General features: G+C 64.7%; 16 protein-coding genes and 2 pseudogenes. 10 read left to right on the top strand and 8 right to left on the bottom strand.

Features of this window, described 5'->3' with window-relative positions; translation table 11 throughout:
* Positions 1 to 6 precede the first annotated feature (6 nt).
* Positions 7 to 816, bottom strand: coding sequence for an SDR family NAD(P)-dependent oxidoreductase (locus tag AC07RV_RS31600; RefSeq protein WP_204734772.1), 810 nt, complete (start codon positions 814 to 816; stop codon positions 7 to 9).
* Positions 817 to 944: 128 nt separating this feature from the next.
* Between AC07RV_RS31600 and AC07RV_RS31605 the strand changes: the two genes are divergently transcribed.
* From AC07RV_RS31605 to AC07RV_RS31625, 5 genes are all read left to right on the top strand, one after another.
* Complete coding sequence (locus AC07RV_RS31605) at positions 945 to 1427, top strand: MaoC family dehydratase (protein ID WP_008905492.1); 483 nt, start codon at positions 945 to 947, stop codon at positions 1425 to 1427.
* A 122-nt stretch (positions 1428 to 1549) separates the two neighbouring features.
* Positions 1550 to 2719 (top strand): acetyl-CoA acetyltransferase, encoded by a 1170-nt coding sequence (locus tag AC07RV_RS31610; RefSeq protein ID WP_492714958.1) that lies wholly within the window; start codon positions 1550 to 1552, stop codon positions 2717 to 2719.
* Positions 2720 to 2724: 5 nt separating this feature from the next.
* A complete protein-coding gene (locus tag AC07RV_RS31615) occupies positions 2725 to 3126 on the top strand; it encodes a Zn-ribbon domain-containing OB-fold protein (protein ID WP_204734770.1) in 402 nt (133 codons plus the stop codon).
* 16 nt (positions 3127 to 3142) lie between these two features.
* A complete protein-coding gene (locus tag AC07RV_RS31620) occupies positions 3143 to 4375 on the top strand; it encodes an acyl-CoA dehydrogenase family protein (protein ID WP_204734769.1) in 1233 nt (410 codons plus the stop codon).
* Positions 4376 to 4419: 44 nt separating this feature from the next.
* The gene (locus AC07RV_RS31625; protein WP_291468513.1) at positions 4420 to 5247 is read left to right on the top strand and encodes an alpha/beta fold hydrolase; all 828 of its coding nucleotides are present in this window, start codon (positions 4420 to 4422) and stop codon (positions 5245 to 5247) included.
* 59 nt (positions 5248 to 5306) lie between these two features.
* On the opposite strand, the gene AC07RV_RS31630 is transcribed toward AC07RV_RS31625, so the two are convergent.
* Genes AC07RV_RS31630 through AC07RV_RS31640 form a run of 3 tightly spaced genes read right to left on the bottom strand, consistent with a single transcriptional unit; the run spans position 5307 to position 8388 of the window.
* Complete coding sequence (locus AC07RV_RS31630) at positions 5307 to 6719, bottom strand: MmgE/PrpD family protein (RefSeq protein WP_492714961.1); 1413 nt, start codon at positions 6717 to 6719, stop codon at positions 5307 to 5309.
* Position 6720: 1 nt separating this feature from the next.
* Entirely contained in the window at positions 6721 to 7482 is a 762-nt protein-coding gene (locus AC07RV_RS31635; RefSeq protein WP_056272141.1) for an enoyl-CoA hydratase-related protein, read from the bottom strand.
* A 30-nt stretch (positions 7483 to 7512) separates the two neighbouring features.
* Positions 7513 to 8388, bottom strand: coding sequence for an IclR family transcriptional regulator (locus AC07RV_RS31640; protein ID WP_310309277.1), 876 nt, complete (start codon positions 8386 to 8388; stop codon positions 7513 to 7515).
* Between the two features lie 143 nt (positions 8389 to 8531).
* Here AC07RV_RS31640 and AC07RV_RS31645 point away from each other — a divergent pair, with 143 nt between their 5' ends.
* Positions 8532 to 9779 (top strand): CaiB/BaiF CoA transferase family protein, encoded by a 1248-nt coding sequence (locus tag AC07RV_RS31645; protein ID WP_291468507.1) that lies wholly within the window; start codon positions 8532 to 8534, stop codon positions 9777 to 9779.
* Positions 9780 to 9873: 94 nt separating this feature from the next.
* On the opposite strand, the gene AC07RV_RS31650 is transcribed toward AC07RV_RS31645, so the two are convergent.
* The 3 genes and pseudogenes from AC07RV_RS31650 to AC07RV_RS31660 all read right to left on the bottom strand — a co-directional run.
* On the bottom strand, positions 9874 to 10662 hold the full coding sequence (locus AC07RV_RS31650) for an IS630 family transposase (protein WP_310309280.1): 789 nt from the start codon (positions 10660 to 10662) through the stop codon (positions 9874 to 9876).
* Positions 10545 to 10988 (bottom strand): helix-turn-helix domain-containing protein, encoded by a 444-nt coding sequence (locus AC07RV_RS31655; RefSeq protein ID WP_204734764.1) that lies wholly within the window; start codon positions 10986 to 10988, stop codon positions 10545 to 10547. Before AC07RV_RS31655 ends, AC07RV_RS31650 begins: the two co-directional genes overlap by 118 nt.
* Positions 10989 to 11195: 207 nt before the next feature.
* A pseudogene (locus AC07RV_RS31660) lies at positions 11196 to 12044 on the bottom strand (IS701 family transposase); the annotation flags it as partial.
* A 1076-nt stretch (positions 12045 to 13120) separates the two neighbouring features.
* Between AC07RV_RS31660 and istA the strand changes: the two are divergent.
* Genes istA through AC07RV_RS31675 form a run of 3 tightly spaced genes read left to right on the top strand, consistent with a single transcriptional unit; the run spans position 13121 to position 15652 of the window.
* Complete coding sequence (gene istA / locus AC07RV_RS31665) at positions 13121 to 14641, top strand: IS21 family transposase (protein WP_492716608.1); 1521 nt, start codon at positions 13121 to 13123, stop codon at positions 14639 to 14641.
* Positions 14634 to 15437 carry an IS21-like element helper ATPase IstB gene (gene istB / locus AC07RV_RS31670; protein WP_492716610.1) on the top strand — a complete coding sequence of 268 codons (804 nt, stop codon included), beginning with the start codon at positions 14634 to 14636 and terminating at the stop codon, positions 15435 to 15437. The genes istA and istB overlap by 8 nt, the downstream gene beginning before the upstream one ends.
* Positions 15434 to 15652 carry a hypothetical protein gene (locus tag AC07RV_RS31675; protein WP_204734760.1) on the top strand — a complete coding sequence of 73 codons (219 nt, stop codon included), beginning with the start codon at positions 15434 to 15436 and terminating at the stop codon, positions 15650 to 15652. The genes istB and AC07RV_RS31675 overlap by 4 nt, the downstream gene beginning before the upstream one ends.
* A 339-nt stretch (positions 15653 to 15991) precedes the next feature.
* Here the strand turns inward: AC07RV_RS31675 and AC07RV_RS31680 are convergent, their stop codons facing one another.
* Positions 15992 to 16270: a hypothetical protein gene (locus tag AC07RV_RS31680; RefSeq protein WP_492716613.1), complete on the bottom strand. Its 279-nt coding sequence runs from the start codon at positions 16268 to 16270 to the stop codon at positions 15992 to 15994.
* A 406-nt stretch (positions 16271 to 16676) separates the two neighbouring features.
* On the opposite strand from AC07RV_RS31680, the pseudogene AC07RV_RS31685 reads away from it, so the two are divergent.
* Positions 16677 to 16805, top strand: a pseudogene (locus AC07RV_RS31685) (DUF2130 domain-containing protein); the annotation flags it as partial.
* Positions 16806 to 16885: the final 80 nt, after the last annotated feature.

The raw sequence follows: 16885 nt of genomic DNA on the forward strand, positions 1-16885 counted from the left end.
GCCATGTCAGCCCGGTGTACTCAAACCGCCGTTGACGCTCAGGGTCTGGCCGGTGATGGCATCGGACTCCGGTCCGGCCAAGAACGCCGCCGCGTTGGCGATGTCCTGGCAGTGCACGGGGAACAGCATGCGCTTGCGCAGGTTCTCGATCATGCCCTTGCCGTGACCGCCTTCGAGCGCTGGCGAGCCCGGGCCCCAGCGCGGCTCGGCATCCCAGATGTAGCTCATCGCCACCGCGTTGACCCGAATGCCGTCGCGCCCCAGTTCACGCGCCAGCACGCGGCACATCTGCATCATGCCGGCGGTGGCGCCGCCAATGAAGGATTCGCCGACCGTGGCCACGCGGCCCGCGTCGGTGCCAACCGCGACGATCTTGCCGCGGCCGTGCAGTGCCATGACGCGGGCGGCAGCCTGGATCGCAAATGCGCGGGTGAGCCAGTGGGCGCGGATGTAGTTGTCGAAGTCGCCGTTGCTCATTTCCTTGAAAAGGCGAAAGGACGGCGAGTCGGCACTGGCGCCTGCGCCGCTGGCCACCAGGATGTCAAGGCGACCGTGGCGCTCGGCAACTCGATCCACCATGGCACGAACCGCGTCGCTATGGGTCAGGTCGGCTTGTTCAAACGCGGCGCAGTAGCCGTTCGCAGCGATCTCGTTGATCACTGCCTGTCCGGCTTCGGGATTGCGGCCGTTGACGATCACGTGCGCGCCGCGCCGCGCCAACTCCAGCGCAATGGCACGACCGATGAAGGCCGTGGCACCGGTGACGAGGGCGATCTGGCCCTGAAGTTGACCGCCAAGCAAGGGTGCTGGGTTCATCCGCTGTTCTCCTGCGCTAGACGACATAAAAACCCAATTATGTCAAAACAGCGGGCCAGGCCGATAGAAGGATTGCCCGCAGAGAACCACTTTCATCCATCACCACCCATCAATCACCGGACTTCAAAATGGCCAACCTGACCGACAGCGCCAAGTCGCATCATTTCAAGACGCACCGACGCACCATCACCGAAACCGACATCGTCACCTTCGTCAATGTGGTCGGCTTGCATGAACCATTTTTTATCGACATGGAGTACATCCGGGAGAACATGACCGGATCGCATCGCAGCCGCTTTGCGCCCGGCCCGATGGTCATTTCGCTCGGCATGGGGCTGCTGGCAACCTATGTGTCCGAAATCATCAAGCAGGTGCTAGAAGGGCGCGAGGTTGGCCCGTTCGGCGGTATGACCGGCGTACAGGCACGCCTGCGCGGTGCGCTGTTTCCGGGCGACACCATTCATGTCGAAGGGGAGGCCCGACTGCTCCCCACGACCTCGCGCGGCTATACCCTGATGGAGTTGCAACATTTGGTGATCAATCAGCGTGGCGAAACCATTGCCGACTTCACTGAAACCATTACTTTTTTGCCTGCTGCTCCGGCTCCATGAATTTTGAACTTTCGTGAGTCGTTTGCCTGTGGCAGCCCGTCCACGACTCGCGACGTCAAATGGCCGGATCAATAGTACAGACCGCACAGACCGGGATATCCAACACCAGGAGATTTCTACATATGACAAAACGAGAAGCTGTGATCGTCGGCGTTGCCGACCTGCCACTGAAGGACGGCAAGGTCCTTGCGCCCATGTCGGTCCTGCAGGCCCAGGCGCTGGTCGCCCGCGACGCCTTGAAGGACGCCGGCATCGCCATGCACGAAGTCGATGGGTTGCTGACCGCCGGTATGTGGGGGGTGCCCGGCCCGGGCCAGTTGCCGACCGTGACGCTGTCGGAGTACCTGGGGATTACGCCGCGCTTCGTCGACGGCACCAACATCGGCGGCTCGGCCTTCGAGGCGCATGTGGCGCATGCCGCCACCGCCATCGAGGCTGGCCGCTGCGAGGTGGCGCTGATCACTTACGGTAGCCTGCAGAAGAGCGAGATGAGCCGAAACCTCGCCGGGCGCCCGGCGGTGCTGACCATGCAGTACGAAACCCCCTGGGGCATGCCCACGCCGGTGGGCGGCTATGCGATGGCGGCCAAGCGCCACATGCACGAATATGGCACCACCTCCGAGCAGCTGGCCGAGATCGCGGTGGCCACGCGCAAGTGGGCGGCGCTCAATCCGGCGGCCACCATGCGCGAGCCGCTGTCGATCGAGGATGTGCTCCAGAGCACGATGATCTCCGACCCGCTGCACCTGCTCGATATCTGTCTGGTCACCGACGGTGGTGGCGCGGTGGTCATGACCACCGCCGAGCACGCCAAGGCGCTCGGTCGCAAGCCGGTGTTCGTGCGCGGTTACGGCGAATCACACACCCACTGGACCATCGCCGCCATGGCCGACCTAGCGCGCCTGACGGCCGCCGAAGTGGCCGGTCGGGACGCCTTTGCCATGGCGGGCATCCGGCATGACGCCATTGACGTGGTTGAGGTCTATGACTCGTTCACCATCACCGTGCTGCTGACGCTCGAAGCGCTGGGCTTTTGCAAGCGTGGCGAGGGTGGAGCCTTTGTCGCCAACCAGCGCACCGCGCCGGGCGGTGTATTCCCGCTTAACACCAACGGCGGCGGTCTGTCTTACGCACACCCAGGCATGTACGGCATCTTCCTGCTGATCGAGGCGGTGCGCCAGTTGCGCGGTGAATGCGGCCCGCGCCAGATTCAGGACGCCGTGACCGCCCTGGTCCACGGCACCGGCGGCACGCTCTCCAGCGGTGCCACTTGCATTCTCTCCACCCGGTGAACACCATGTACGACAAACCCCTGCCCGTCATCGATGGCGAGAGCCGCTCCTATTGGGACGCCCTGAAACAACATCGCCTGACACTCAAGCGCTGCCATGACTGTGGCAAGCACCATTTCTATCCGCGCGTCCTGTGCCCGCACTGCCATTCCGACGCCGTCGAATGGGTCGATGCGCGCGGCACCGGCACCATTTACAGCTACACCATCGCGCGGCGGCCGGCCGGTCCGGCCTTCAAGGCCGACACCCCCTACGTGGTGGCGGTGATCGACCTCGACGAGGGCGCGCGCATGATGACCAACATCGTCACCGACGATGTGGAGGCGGTGCGCATCGGCCAGCGTGTGACGGTGCAGTACGACGATGTGACCGACGAGGTCACGCTGCCGAAGTTCCGGCAGTTGTAGCGCCGAGGTTTCCCATATGGACTTCACCATCGATCCCGATACCGTGGCGATTGCCGAGGCAGTGCTGCGCTTCGTGGAACGCGAAGTGCTGCCGCTGCAGCAGCGCCACCACGACCTGCTGGGCAGCGAACGCAGCTTGTTCGATGCCAGCGGTCGTTATGTGCCCGAGGCGCTGGCGCTGCGCCAGCAGGTGCGCAGGCGCTCGGCCGAGTTGGGTTTTTACACTCTGTTTGGCGACGAAACACTGGGCGGCGGCGGGCAGGGCGCGCAGGTCATGGCCCATGTGCAGGAGGTGCTCAACCACCGCGTGGGTCCGGCCCAGCCTCTTGTGCAGACGGTGGTGCTGCCATCGCCCTTCACCAACGGTCTGTCGCCGGTGCTGCGGCACCTGAAGCCGGACATCTTCGCGCAATACCGCGATCGCATCGCCAGCGGCGACAAGACCCTGTGCTTTGGTCTGAGCGAGCCCGATGCAGGCTCCGATGTATTCGGCATGCGAACCCGCGCCGTGCGCGACGGTGACGAATGGGTGCTCACCGGCACCAAGCAGTGGATCACCAACTCGCCCTACGCCGATTACGCCATGGTGTTCGCGCTGACCGACCCCGAAGCCGCGGCGCGCCACAAGGGCGGCGTCACCGGTTTCTTCGTCGACACGCGCGTGCCCGGTTTTTCCGTGCCGCGCATCATCAACACCATGGGCCACCTGGGCGGCGACACCGGCGTCATCGTGCTCGACGGCGTGCGTGTGCGCGACGACCACCGACTCGGCGAAGTCGGGCGCGGACTGGCGGTGGCCATGGACGGCGTCAACGCCGGGCGCATGGGCATGGCGGCATCTTGCCTGGGCCTGGCCCGATGGGCGCTGGACCAAGCTGTGGACTATGCCAAGGTGCGAAATACCTTTGGCGTGCCCATTGCCGAGCACCAGGCCATCCAGCTCATGCTGGCCGACAGCGCCATGGACATCTACGCCGCCAAGACCATGATCCAGAACTGTGCCTGGCGCCTGGACAGCGGCCGCGCCGTCACCGCGCAGGTCAGCATGGTCAAGGCATTTTCGACCGAGATGCTGGGGCGCGTGATGGACCGCAGCATCCAGATCCACGGCGGCATGGGCCTGGCCAACGAACTGCGCCTGGAAGAGGGCTACCGCTTCGCCCGCGTGATGCGCATACCCGACGGTACGGGCGAAATCCAGCGCCGCACCGTCGCGCGCCAGTTGCTGACTGGACAGGCCGACCTGTAGGCTGTGTGGATCCTCTGCAATGCCCAACCCGGAGGCAGATTGACATGATGAAAAAGCACGAAATGAAGGAACACGAACTGTTTGCGGGAGGCCATCGGCTGGCAGCCACCACCTGGGGTGATGTGGGCAACGGGCAGCCGAGCATCGTGATGATGCATGGCGGGCTGGACTGCATCACCACCTGGAAAGATCTGCCTCAGGGGTTGGCCGAAGCCAGCGGCTGGCCGGTGCTGGCCTATGACCGGTATGGTTATGGGCGATCCGAGCGTCTGGTGGGTGGGCGCGAGCCCAGTTACCGGCGTGAAGAGGCCGGGCCGGTGCTTGGCGAGGTGTTGCGCCACTTCGGAATCCAAGAGGCGTTGATGTTCGGCCACAGTGATGGAGGAGCCATGTCGGTGCTGGCTGCGGCGGCGCATCCTGAGCTGGTATGCGGCGTTCTGGCTTGCTCGCCAACCATGGCTGTGGATCAGTTCATGGTGGATGCAATGGCCGTCGCGCGGCGCGCGTTTGAGCAAGACGGCCTGCGTGAAAAACTTCGGCGCCACCATGGCGACAACACCGACACCATGTTCTGGGGCTGGTACGAGCCCTGGGCCAGCCCGCAAGCACTTCAATGGGACATGAGCGTCGAGCTTGCCGCAGTGCGTTGTCCGGTCTCCGTGTTGTTCGGCAATGACGATGAATATGGCTGGCGGCCCAGCGCGATTGCCTTGGTTCGCCACGGTCTGATGCCGCTTGAAGTGACGGCGCTACCTGGAGTTGGTCACCATCCGCAGCAGCGGGCCCGTGGGGAGACCAGGAGCATGTTGCAGCGCTTGGTTTGCCGCATTGGGCGCAGCCCTTCCGCGGAGAGCAAAAACGCCGACCAGTGAGGGGTATTGCACGTCTCCTTTTTTTCCGCCCGCCAGCCTGCCCGCACCAATAAACGCTGTTAGTATCGATCAGCACACGCTTGGCGAGCCAGCATGCCTGCCAGCGGCGAGAGGTCGGTCAGTTCGTCGAGCCGTGCCACCAAGTCTATCAGCTCGTCGCACTCGTCAGGTATGAGCACAGACTTGACCAGCAGGCGAAACTTTTCCTCCAGGCGCTGCTGCTGCTCCAGCAGGTCGCTGGCTGGGCGCCCACTGTCGTAGCGTTGGCGCAGCACTGTGCCGCTCTGAGTCTCGATCACCACCTCGCTGAGGGTGAGGTCCGGGCATTGAGGTGCGAGCAAAACCTGCACCCGATCACGCAGCGCCACCACCTCGGGCGCGGATACGGCTTCGTCACTGAACGCGTTCAATCCGGCGGTGTCGACCCCGGCCAGCGCCATCGCCACCGTGTGACGGAGACTGAACTTGGCCTCCAGCCCGGTGCGCGGCTCCGCGATGTTGCATACACCCTCGCATGCGGAACTGGCACGCACCGTCACGCGGCATACGCCATCAACCCGCAGTGCGTGTTGCAGGCGCAAGTGGCTCGCGGCCTCAATGGCGGCATGTGTGCCATAACAGGCGGCGTGGAACTTGAACAGGTTGTGGCGCAGATGCCAGCCGCCGTTCGGCGTGGCCACCGCAGCTCCCAGCGATGCGGTGCCACCGTGCGTGGCGATGAGGCCTTGCGGACATTCAATCGCATCGGCACGGCTGGTGAAGCCGCGTGCGGCCAACTGGGCCGCCTGCAGGCCGTCGGCACTCGCCCGCCCGGCATGCAAGGGTTTGCACATGGTGCCGAACATCGATTTCAGCCCAGCCGCCATGGTGCTGGCGATGCCCAGCGCGGTCGCGGTGTCGTCGGCATCGAGTTGCAGTAAGCGTGCGCAGGCGGCGGCCGCACCGAGCGTGCCTAGCGTGGCTGTGGTGTGGAAGCCGTTGGAATAATGTGCGTCGCCGCACACCAACCCCAACTGGCACATGGTTTCGTAGCCGGCGGCGAAGGCCGTCATGAAGTCGCGTCCGCTGGCGCCGCGCGATTCGGCCAGGGCGAGCAAGGCCGGGATCAGGACCACCGAGGGGTGGCCGGTGCAGGCCATGTTGACGTCGTCATAGTCGAGTGCGTGCGAGGCCGAGCCATTGATCAATGCCGCCTGCCGGCTGGAGGTCATCATGGCGTGCCCGACGACGGTGGCCTGGGCATGCCCACCCTGTTCACGGGCTTCTTCGGCCAGCATGTGAACCAGTGGCTCGCACGCGCCAGCCAGCGTCACCCCGATCCAGTCGAGCAGGCATTGCCGGACCCGCAGGCGCACGTCCTCCGGGAGATCGGTGTAGCACAGGGCAGCGCAGCGCGCGGCCAGTTCCCCCGTGATGTCAGCGGTTTGGATAGCGGACGACGGTGCGGGTTTTCTGGTTGTGGTCATGCTCATTTCAGTGCCCCTTCCAGACCGGTTTGCGCTTTTCCCGGAAAGATTGCGGGCCTTCCAGGGCATCTTCACTGAGGTAGACGGCATCAAACGCTCGGTTGGAGGCGCGCAGCGCAGCGGTGCGGCCCATCTCGGTGGACAGGCGCACCATTTCTTTGGCCGCGCGCACCGTCAGTGGCGCATTGGCCATGAGCCGGGTCGCCAGCTCTTTGGCCCCTTGCAATGCTTGCCCCTTGGGCATCAGGCGGTTGATGTAGCCGAGTTCGTAGGCGCGCTGCGCTGTCAGCGGGTCGCCGGTCATCGCGACTTCCATCAGAATGCGCTGCGGCAGCATGTGGATGACCGGCGAGGCCCACGGCATGCCGCGCCCGACCTTGGCCTCCGTGATGGCGAATTTGGCGGTTTCGTCGGCCACGCACAGGTCGCACATCTGCGAGAGCAGCCAACCGCCTGCATAGGCATAGCCCTGCACGGCAGCGATGACGGGCTTGGTGACCTCGATGTTGTCGCCGAGCACGGCGATGAAGCCCGCTGGCGGGATGCGCAGTTGAGTGTCTGCAGCTTCCACCAGGTCCATGCCGGCGCAGAAATTGTCACCGGCGCCGGTGAGGATGGCCACCTGCGCCTGCCCGTCAGCTTCGAAGCGGCGCCAGACCTCAAAAAAGCCTTCGCGCACGGCGCGATTCAGCGCATTGCGGCGCTCGGGCCGGTTGATGGTGATGACGGCAATGCCGTCGTTCACTTCGTAAAGCAGTTCATTGTTCATGGGGGTGTCTCCTTTTGAAGTTTGTGCCTATTACCGCGAGCGGCGGGTCTGGGGCATTGGTCTGGTTTGATTCGTTGCCACCTCACGCGATTCCGGTCCCGCACGGTAGCCGAGCGCCCCCGAGATGCTTGCGGCGAGTTCCATCACCAGGTGCTGCAGCGCATCGGCGACGGCGCGACCGCGCTCGATCGGCGCGGCGATGATCAGCGCTGCGTTCACGCGCCCGTCAGGTTCGAAGATCGGGGCCGAAAAGCCGGCAACGTCAGGTGTCACTTCTCCGAATGTGACCGCCACCCCTCTCACCCGGGCTTCGTCGATGATCCGCGCCAGTTGCGCCGGGTCGGTGACCGAGTGCTCGGTCATGGCCCGCAGATCGGCCCGGCGCAGGTAGTCACGCCGCCATGCCTCTTCCTGAAACGCGAGCAGCACGCGCCCGGCGGACGAGGCAAACAGCGGCCGTGTCGTGCCGACTGGCACGGCGTATCGAATCGTCCGGGTGCTCTCGAAGATCGGGTTGTAGACGAGCCGATCTGCGGTGCGGTCGATTCTGGCGATCAGGGCGGTCTCGCCGGATCGCGCCACTGCCTCCCGCAGGAAGGGCAGGGTCACAACGTCGAGCGAGCGGGCCGACACCAGAGATGCCCCTAGTGAGAACGCCTCGGGGCCCAGTTCATACAGGTCATTGCTGCGCTGCAGGTAGCCATGCGCCGTGAGGCCGCGCAACAGCGAGAGTACGCTGGTTTTTGGTGCATTCAACGCCAAGCACAACGGGGTCAGGGCCAAGCCAGCAGGGCGGTCGGCCAGTATCCGCAGCAGCCGCAGCACGCGGGTCACGGCCATGGGAGAAGCCTCCGCGCGGGTATTGATGCCCGTGCATTCGCGCAAGCTGGCCGTGGGCATGTTCATAGAATCGAAGCTTTCTTGTGTTCTGATATGGGAACATTTGTTTGGAAATCAGAATATCGTTAGGATGGACGGCCGTCAATCCGGTTTTTCCTCAGCACTCGGCGCTGAGGCAGCCTGGCATCGAGAAATCAGAGGGGACACAGATGACAAGCCAACACAAGCAGGCAGCACCCGCCGGGCCACTCGAGGGCGTGCGGGTGATCGACCTCAGCGCGGTGCTGATGGGGCCCTACGCCACCCAGATCTTTGGCGACCATGGCGCGGACGTGATCAAGATTGAATCCCCTGAGGGCGACTCGACACGCTGGATCGGCCCCGGACGCCATCCCGGCATGGGTCCGCTGTTCCTGCACCTGAACCGCAACAAGCGCAGCGTGGCGCTTGACCTCAAATCGCCGGAGGGCGCGGCTGCGATGCGGCGCCTGATCGAAGGCGCCGATGTCTTCGTGCACAACCTCCGCCCGGCCTCCATCGCCCGGCTCGGGCTGGACTACGAGAGCATCTCGATGATCAATCCACGCATCATCTGGTGCGGCGTGTACGGTTACGGCGAGGACGGTCCCTACGCCGGCCGCCCGGCCTATGACGACCTGATCCAGGGCGCGGTCGGCATCGCCGCCTTACAGCAGCAAAGCGGGGCGAGCGAGCCGCGCTACGTGCCGCTGACGATTGCCGACCGCATGGTCGGCCTGCATGCAGCGCACAGCGTGGCCATGGCGCTGTACGGGCGCGAGCGCACCGGACGCGGCTGCCGCATCGATGTGCCGATGTTCGAAACCATGGCCAGCGTGGTGCTTTCGGACCACCTATATGGGCACACCTTCGAGCCGCCCAGTGGTGACGCTGGCTACGTGCGGCTGTTGTCGCCCGGGCGCCGGCCATACGAAACCAGCGACGGCTACATCTGCGCGCTGGTATACAACGACGGCCACTGGCAGCGTTTTCTGCATGCCATCGAGCGCGACGATTTGCGGGTCGATCCGCGCTTCACCGACCTGGCCAGCCGCACCCGCCACATTGACGAGGTCTACGGCTTTCTGGGCCAGACACTATGCGTGCAAAGCACCGCGCACTGGTTGGCGCTGTTCGAAGACATCGACGTGCCGGCGGCGCCTCTGAACACCGTTGAATCACTGTTGGATGACCCGCACTTGGCGGCGGTGGGCTTCTTTCGTCAGGTCGAGCACCCGAGCGAAGGAGCGATGCGTACCTTTGGCGCTCCGGCGCGCTGGGTGGGTTACGACGTCAGTAAGCTGGCGCCCGCGCCGCGATTGGGGGAGCACACCGAATCGGTGCTGCGCGAATGCGGCTTTGATGCAGGTGCGCTGGCCTCCTTGCTGGTCAGTGGCGCAGCGGTTCCGGTCCTCGCCGATGCGGAGGTGTCAGAATGAGGGTTCCGGCATTGAATCGACTAATGTTCCTGGGTTTCATCAGCTTCGCACTCGTCGCTGATGGACTGAGGATGTGTTAATAGGCCCTAGTACGTCAACACGCAAGTTTCGAAACGAAATGCTGACCGAGCTTCATGTCCGCATCCTGGCGAGTAAACGTCCACTCGATGGTTCGCTGAGAGGCATTTCGAGCCTGCTGCCACGCGTCAACCTCGCATTGCAGACGGTGTCGGCTTTCAATGCGCCGGTCCAGACTCTGGCGACTGAGGATGCCGATTTCGATCTCCGCCATGTTCAGCCAACTCGCGTGTTTGGGCGTGTAGTGGAATTGCACCCGGCGCAAAAGTTTGGTCGCAGCGCGTTTGCCCAACACGTCGTCGAAGCACTTTCTGAAGTGGATGTTCAGATTGTCCAGAACCAGATGAACGCACCGTGCCTTGGCATACGTGCGGGTCAGCAAGTCGCCGACGAAGGCAACGAAGTCGGCCTTGCCCCGGCGCTCTGTGACCGAGACAGTCCGCCGTCCGGCTTTGGGCTCGACAGCCACGAACAGGTTGGTCGTGCCGTTGCGCACGTACTCGTAGTCCACTTTTTCTGGATTGCGCGAGTTGATCGGCAGCGGTGCACGGCTGTGTCCGATTAGTTGCAAGCTCTTTTCGTCGATGCAGATGACCGGCTCTGCACACGACATCGGCCGTGCATACAACTCAAGCAAGGCGTACATGCGACTGCAGTACTCTTCAGTCAGTTCGCCAATGCACCACATCAGCTTGCGCCAGGGCTTGAGATCGTTTTTTTGAGCATGCGCCGCACTGTTTCCCGACTCACGTTGGCCATGCCAGGTTCCTGGCGTGCGACCCGCTCGAGCTCCACCATGGTCCATCGCTGCCGGCCCGCAGGCGGCTTCAAACAGGCCAACGCCGTCACTCGCGCTTCGTCGTCCGTCCCATACTGGCGAGGGCGCCCCGAGCGTGCCACGTCGAAGACCGCCAACTCCACACCGCCCTGCAGATACGCGGCCCGTGTGCGCCATACGGCCGTGCGCCCCACTCCCAGCACCGCCATGATCTGGGCCTCTGGCACGCCCCGGTCCAGCGAGGACAGGACATGAGCCCGATTGACTTCCCGCGCTTGGTGCTGACCCTTGCTGCGAATCTCGTCCACGAGCGCGCGGTCCTCGTCGGTCAAATGCAATTCCGTCTGGCGCATGGCAATACCTCCGAGCATGAAGCAGTGATGACGAGAGTGAATTCATGTTCCGTTACTTTCGTGTCAATATACTAGTCTTACTGTGTCATAAACGCAGTCGAACGTGTACTGGTTCGACGAAGTTTTTTTTACCGCCGGCATCGCTGCCGACTTTCAGCCGCTGGGCCATCAGGAAGCCATACGCGGCGATGCTCAGGCTGGCGTGATGCCTTCGCGCCAACTGATGTTCTGGAATGCGCTGTCGGGCAAGGACTGCGCCAATGCCTTGACGCTCACCGGCTGTCTCTTGGCGGTGCGTCGTGGCATCACCGGTGGACGGCCCATGCCGCTGTAGGGCTTCGGTGGCAGGGGCTCCACTCCGGGTGGCCAGACCACCACGGCCGAGGTGATCCCGACCACGTAGGGCAAGCCCAGATCGGTCAGCCCCTGACGAAACGCGTAGTCGATCCCGTAGCCGGCGTCGGCCAGCACGCAGTGCCTGGGTGCTCCTTCAGAGAGCAGGCCCCGTAACTGTTGCAGGGCAATGTGAGGCTTGGTCGCAAACTCGATGTCTTCGGGAATCCCGGCCTTGAGTCTGCGCTCGGCGTCTTCGGCCCAGTTGCGGGGCAAGTACAGCTGCCAGGCCACCGGCAGGCTGCCTTGTTCGCAGGCCAGCGAGACGCTGACGGCCACTTGGCAGTTGTCCTGCTTGCCCAGCACACCGCAGTATTGGCGTGTCACGCCCACCGAGTGGACGCCCTTCTTGGGAAAGCCCGTGTCATCGACGATCCACCAGCCGCCAGCGCTGAAGTCCATGTGCGGGACCACCCACTGCGCCACGCGATTGAGCAGTTGCTGGTCGCTCCATTGGGCCTTGGCGACAAAGTGATGCAGGGCCTGGTGCCGGGCGCTGGCGCGCAGCGGATCGACGCGGGCGGCCATGGGCTCGACGCTCTTGCGCGACAGCGGCAGCATCAGACCGGTGCAATACCCGGCCAATCCTGCGTGACGGTCGGCATGACCCAGTCCGTCGGCTAGGTGGGCCATGTAGAGACCAAACTCTTTGGGTATGTCCATCGCACCCCCATCACAGGGAAAAGATGGACATATCATGCCTTACTTTTTATGACACAGTAAGACTAGCAGGCCGTTGAAAAAATGCTCATCGAACGCACCAGAGTCGTGGATTTTGAAGAAACGGGTCGCCCAAACTGGTCTGCGCAGCGATTGCAGCGGCCATCACGGCCTGTTTGCAGGCCGTTGTGCCCGTTTCGGGCACACGTATCCCATGGTTCACGCATGATGCGTGTCCCACCAGCCGCCCAGTGTGAACGCTGACCAAGAACCGCCACTATTCGCCGGTGAGGTGGCGGTTTTGTAGATGGGGAGGTTTGCTCAGGGAGCAAGGGTGTTTGCATGAAGCGGTGTTCGCGCCGGCCCGGCCGCCCTGCAGGGCGGCCGGGCCGGCGCGGCGTTTAAGGTGGCTGGACACGCTGCGCCTGTGTGCTGGCGCCTGGAGTGGCCGATGGCCGGCCGCGGTACAACGCGGATCGAAGCCGAAGAAGGTGGGCGCAACATCAGTCTGAACGCCGGCAAGCTTGAGGACCGTTGCGCGCCCGACACCGTGCGATGAAGGCGGTGCCACGTCAGTGTGGCGCGCTGGGACGCATCCGTCCAGCACTTCGGCCGTACCGGGGTGCGCATGGAACAACACGCCCGCCTGTACCTGTGCGCCCGCTGCCACGCGCAGGTCGTGCTGTGCAGCCGCTGTGACCGCGGCAACCGCTACTGTGGCCGCGCCTGCGGGCGCCAGGCCCAGCATGCGGCCGCGCAGCGCTACCAGCGATCATGGCGTGGTCGCATGGCCCACGCACAGCGCGCGCAGCGCTGGCGCCAACGTCGTGCCGGTGCCGACGCGGGCTGCGGCGCGCACAAAGTGACGCATCAGGGTTCCCCGGCGCCTGGGGTGGCTGCTCCACTGGCAGCATGGACACCCCAGAGCACCTGCAGTGAACTGCCCGCCACAACGGTGGTGAGCGCGCCGCCATCCGTCGACGCAGCCCCCTGCTGGAGGTGCCGACGCTGCGGCGCCCCACAACCGCCAGCGCTGCGCCAAGGCTTCGTGCGGCACGGCTTGCCGCTGGGGCGCCGCCATGACCCTGGCCCCTGACCTGGTGGCGCAGATCGTGCGCCTGCACACGGTGGAGAAGTGGCGCGTGGGCACCATCGCACGGCAGTTGCACGTGCATCGCGACGCCGTGCGGCGCGTGCTGGCCGGCAACCATGCACCGGTGCACGCCTGGCCCCTGCGGGCCAGCCGCATCGACCCGTACCGGCCCTTCATCGAAGCCACGCTGGCCAAGTTCCCCACGCTCACCGCCGCGCGGCTGCACGCCATGGTCGCCGAGCGCGGCTACGTGGGCGGGGCCTCGCACTTCCGCCACCTGGTCTCCACCTTGCGTCCGCGCCCGATCCCCGAGGCCTACCTGCGCCTACGCACCCTGCCCGGCGAGCAGGCGCAGGTCGACTGGGCCCACTTCCGCCACCTGCAGATCGGGCGCGCGCGCCGCCCGCTGATGGCCTTCGTGATGGTGCTCAGCCACTGTCGCATGGTCTTCCTGCGCTTCTTCCTGGATGCCCGCATCGATGCCTTCCTGCGTGGCCACTTGGAGGCGTTTGCCGGGTTCGGCGGGGTCACCCGCGTCGTGCTGTACGACAACCTCAAGAGCGCCGTGCTCCAGCGTCACGCTGACGCCATCCGCTTCAACCCGGCGCTGCTGGCGCTGGCCGCGCACTACCGCTTCGAGCCCCGCCCGGTGGCGCCGGCAAGGGGCAACGAGAAGGGCCGCGTGGAGCGTGCCATCCGCTACGCGCGCGACAGCTTCTTCGCTGGGCGCAGCTTCACCGATCTGGATGATCTGAACGCGCAGGCCCAGGCTTGGTGCCTGGGCACGGCCGCTGATCGGCGCTGGCCCGAGGACGGCGCATGGACCGTGCGCCAGGCCTTCGAAGCCGAGCGGGGCCGCCTTCGGGCGCTGCCCGAGCACGCCTTCGCGCTGGGCGAGCGCGTGGCCGTGACGGTGGGCAAGACGCCCTACGTGCGCTTCTACCTGAACGACTACTCGGTGCCCCACACCCAAGTGCGGCGCACGTTGGCCGTGCTGGCCGACGAGCACACGGTGCGTATCCTGATGGGTGCCAGCGAAGTGGCCCGCCACGCCCGCTGTTGGGACCGGGGCCAGCAGGTGGAGGATGCCGCGCACGTGGAGCAGCTGGTCGAGCACAAGCGTGCGGCCCGCGCGCACCGGGCGTGTGACCGCCTGGCGCAGGCCGCGCCAGCCAGCGCCACCTTGCTGGAGCGCGCTGCAGCGCGCGGCGAGAACCTGGGCTCGATCACGGCGGCGCTGGCGCGCCTGCTGGAGCGCTACGGGGCCGGCGCGCTGCAGTTGGCCGTCCTGGACGCGCTGGCGCGCGGGGTGCCGCATCCCAACGCCGTGCGGCTGGCACTGGAGCGCGCCCGCGAGGCCGCCGGCCAGCCGCCGCCGGTGGCGCTGGTGCTGGTGCTGCCCGAGCACGTGGCCCGCCGTGATGCACCGGTGCGGCCCCACGCCCTGGATTCCTACGACCGCACGCCGCCGTCGCTGTCGTCGCCACCGGAGAACTCTGATGCATGACCCCGATCCCTCCCAGGCCGAACTGCGCGCGCAGGCCGGCGCACTGCGCCTGCACGGCCTGCTGGCCCACTGGGCCGAGGTGGCCGCGCAGCCCGAGCAGGCGCGCTGGGTGGCGCAGCTGCTGACCTGGGAGGGCGCCGAACGCGGCCGGCGCAGCCTGGAGCGCCGTCTGTGCGATGCGCACATCGGGCGCTTCAAGCCGCTGGCCGACTTCGACTGGACCTGGCCCAAGAGCATCGAGCGCGCCGCCGTGGAGGAACTGATGACGCTGGACTTCCTCAAGGAGGTCGCCAACGTGGTGCTGGTCGGCCCCAACGGGGTGGGCAAGACGATGTGCGCCTGCAACCTGGGCTACCAGGCGGTGCTGGCCGGGCACACGGCGCTGTTCATCACGGCGGGCAATCTGTTGGGCGAGCGGGCCGCGCTGGACAGTGACTCGGCCCTGCGCAGCCGGCTGCGCAAGTACGCCGCGCCCGACCTGCTGCTGATCGACGAGGTGGGCTACCTGTCGTACTCCAACCGCCACGCCGATCTCTTGTTCGAGCTGGTCAGTCGGCGTTACCAGCACAAGAGCACGGTAGTGACCACCAACCGGGCGTTTGCCGAATGGGGCGAGGTGTTCCCCAATGCGGCTTGCGTGGTCTCGTTGATCGACCGGCTGATGCACCGCGCCGAGGTGATCCGCATCGAGGGCGATTCCTACCGGGCCAAGGAGGCCGCGCAGCGCAGTGCGCTGCGCCAGGCCGAGCGGGCCGTCAAGACGCCGGCCGCACGGGTGCGCAAGGAGGCCCCATGAGCGCGCCGATCCCGCCGGGTGGGCGCGTCACGGCACCACCGGCACCGCCCATCCCACAGCATTGGACGCCCGAGCAGGCCCTGGCGGTGTTCGAGTGCCTGCAAGCGCTGCGCGAAGCCCTGTGGCAGGCCTACGGCCCGCAGGTGCAGCAGGCCTGGCGCGAGCAACTCATGCCGGGCATGCCACCTGAGTTCGATCCGGACGAGCCGTTCTGAGCAGACCGCGTGATCCACAAGCCGAAGGCCCCTCGCGGGGCCTTCGGCATTCGTGGGCGCCACGAAATACAAAACCGCCACCTCACCAGCGAATAGAGGCGGATCTACGCCGGCGTCAACAGCCCAGACTTTGATTTGGTGGCGCGTCCATGACTCGAACCGCAGGCCTGTGGATTATGATTTTTCCGGGTGCGTTGACAGATTTTGAAGTTCATATATTCCACGATTTTCATTATGTTGATTTATATTTAACATAACGAAAATCGTGGAATATTGGTGTGTGGCGGCTAAGTTCGTATGTCCGCCTGTGGTGCCACTCGCTCACCGGTATCCAGATTACTAGGTGCCTGGCTTCAGATATTCATGCCGTTCATGCCGCTTGATGGCCCCAGCACGACCTGCCTTGGACCAGTCGTAGTCCTGTCCATCGGGGGTTTTGCCGTTCTCGATTGCTGCCACCCCTGTTTTTCCAACATGATCTGGGTTGTCCGCCACCATCGTTACAAAGGACATACCCTCCCTACGCTTGTCTTCGACAAACTTGAGTGCTGCAGGCAATTGGGTCTCGTCCTGCGCTTGCGGGTGCCCTGAGTGGTCAGTCCAATAAATCTTGAACATGAGTTGCTATGGGAATGAGGTCAAGAACCTGTTGGGCGGGCCGTCTGCAGATTGCCTGATTGCTGAACCGTGGCTTCATGCAAGTCAAGAGGTGTCGCCCTGTCTCACATTGTCGTTGAAGTTTGTGGGCATGGGACTTGGCGTTGAATTTCCGTTCGACCTCGAAGAAGCAATCGACCCTGATTGTTAACTCTTCAGCGGGTGCCGACGTTCGTACGTCGGGCACGATGAGTACTGTCGGCCAGGCGCAACCAACGAACGGCGCATGCTCTGGTTCGCCCAGAGCCGGTGAACACCACCAACGCCCAACCCGCCCAATCTGATGACGGTCAAGAGATCCTGCGCGTGGCCATTGGTCACAACGGCATACGGGTCCTGGCTATCAATGGGCAGGAAGGCGCGTTCCCGTGCCTACTCTGAGAAGGACAACGACGCCAGCAGCGGCAGCAAGGGCGACTTCATTTTTCGCGACGTCGACGACGCTCAGACGGAGATCGTCTCCATCATGTTTGAGATGAAGAACGAGAACGATCAGCCGGAGCCTGTCAGAAATTTTGTGTTTGAGGCATAGCATGACGAACAGGAGCATCTATGCCAAGCAAGAAGAAGCCGGCG

It is taken from the genome of Variovorax sp. GW821-FHT09B01 (assembly GCF_059418345.1).

What these genes read in the sequence shown, in the direction of transcription:
- AC07RV_RS31655 (WP_204734764.1), bottom strand. Translation starts at nt 10,988, where the DNA reads ATGCGCCAGACGGAATTGCATTTGACCGACGAGGACCGCGCGCTCGTG.
- AC07RV_RS31635 (WP_056272141.1), bottom strand. Translation starts at nt 7,482, where the DNA reads ATGAACAATGAACTGCTTTACGAAGTGAACGACGGCATTGCCGTCATC.
- AC07RV_RS31625 (WP_291468513.1), top strand. Translation starts at nt 4,420, where the DNA reads ATGATGAAAAAGCACGAAATGAAGGAACACGAACTGTTTGCGGGAGGC.
- AC07RV_RS31630 (WP_492714961.1), bottom strand. Translation starts at nt 6,719, where the DNA reads ATGAGCATGACCACAACCAGAAAACCCGCACCGTCGTCCGCTATCCAA.
- istA (WP_492716608.1), top strand. Translation starts at nt 13,121, where the DNA reads ATGACCCTGGCCCCTGACCTGGTGGCGCAGATCGTGCGCCTGCACACG.
- AC07RV_RS31640 (WP_310309277.1), bottom strand. Translation starts at nt 8,388, where the DNA reads ATGAACATGCCCACGGCCAGCTTGCGCGAATGCACGGGCATCAATACC.
- AC07RV_RS31675 (WP_204734760.1), top strand. Translation starts at nt 15,434, where the DNA reads ATGAGCGCGCCGATCCCGCCGGGTGGGCGCGTCACGGCACCACCGGCA.
- AC07RV_RS31605 (WP_008905492.1), top strand. Translation starts at nt 945, where the DNA reads ATGGCCAACCTGACCGACAGCGCCAAGTCGCATCATTTCAAGACGCAC.
- AC07RV_RS31615 (WP_204734770.1), top strand. Translation starts at nt 2,725, where the DNA reads ATGTACGACAAACCCCTGCCCGTCATCGATGGCGAGAGCCGCTCCTAT.
- AC07RV_RS31650 (WP_310309280.1), bottom strand. Translation starts at nt 10,662, where the DNA reads ATGGACCATGGTGGAGCTCGAGCGGGTCGCACGCCAGGAACCTGGCAT.
- AC07RV_RS31680 (WP_492716613.1), bottom strand. Translation starts at nt 16,270, where the DNA reads ATGTTCAAGATTTATTGGACTGACCACTCAGGGCACCCGCAAGCGCAG.
- AC07RV_RS31600 (WP_204734772.1), bottom strand. Translation starts at nt 816, where the DNA reads ATGAACCCAGCACCCTTGCTTGGCGGTCAACTTCAGGGCCAGATCGCC.
- AC07RV_RS31610 (WP_492714958.1), top strand. Translation starts at nt 1,550, where the DNA reads ATGACAAAACGAGAAGCTGTGATCGTCGGCGTTGCCGACCTGCCACTG.
- AC07RV_RS31620 (WP_204734769.1), top strand. Translation starts at nt 3,143, where the DNA reads ATGGACTTCACCATCGATCCCGATACCGTGGCGATTGCCGAGGCAGTG.
- istB (WP_492716610.1), top strand. Translation starts at nt 14,634, where the DNA reads ATGCATGACCCCGATCCCTCCCAGGCCGAACTGCGCGCGCAGGCCGGC.
- AC07RV_RS31645 (WP_291468507.1), top strand. Translation starts at nt 8,532, where the DNA reads ATGACAAGCCAACACAAGCAGGCAGCACCCGCCGGGCCACTCGAGGGC.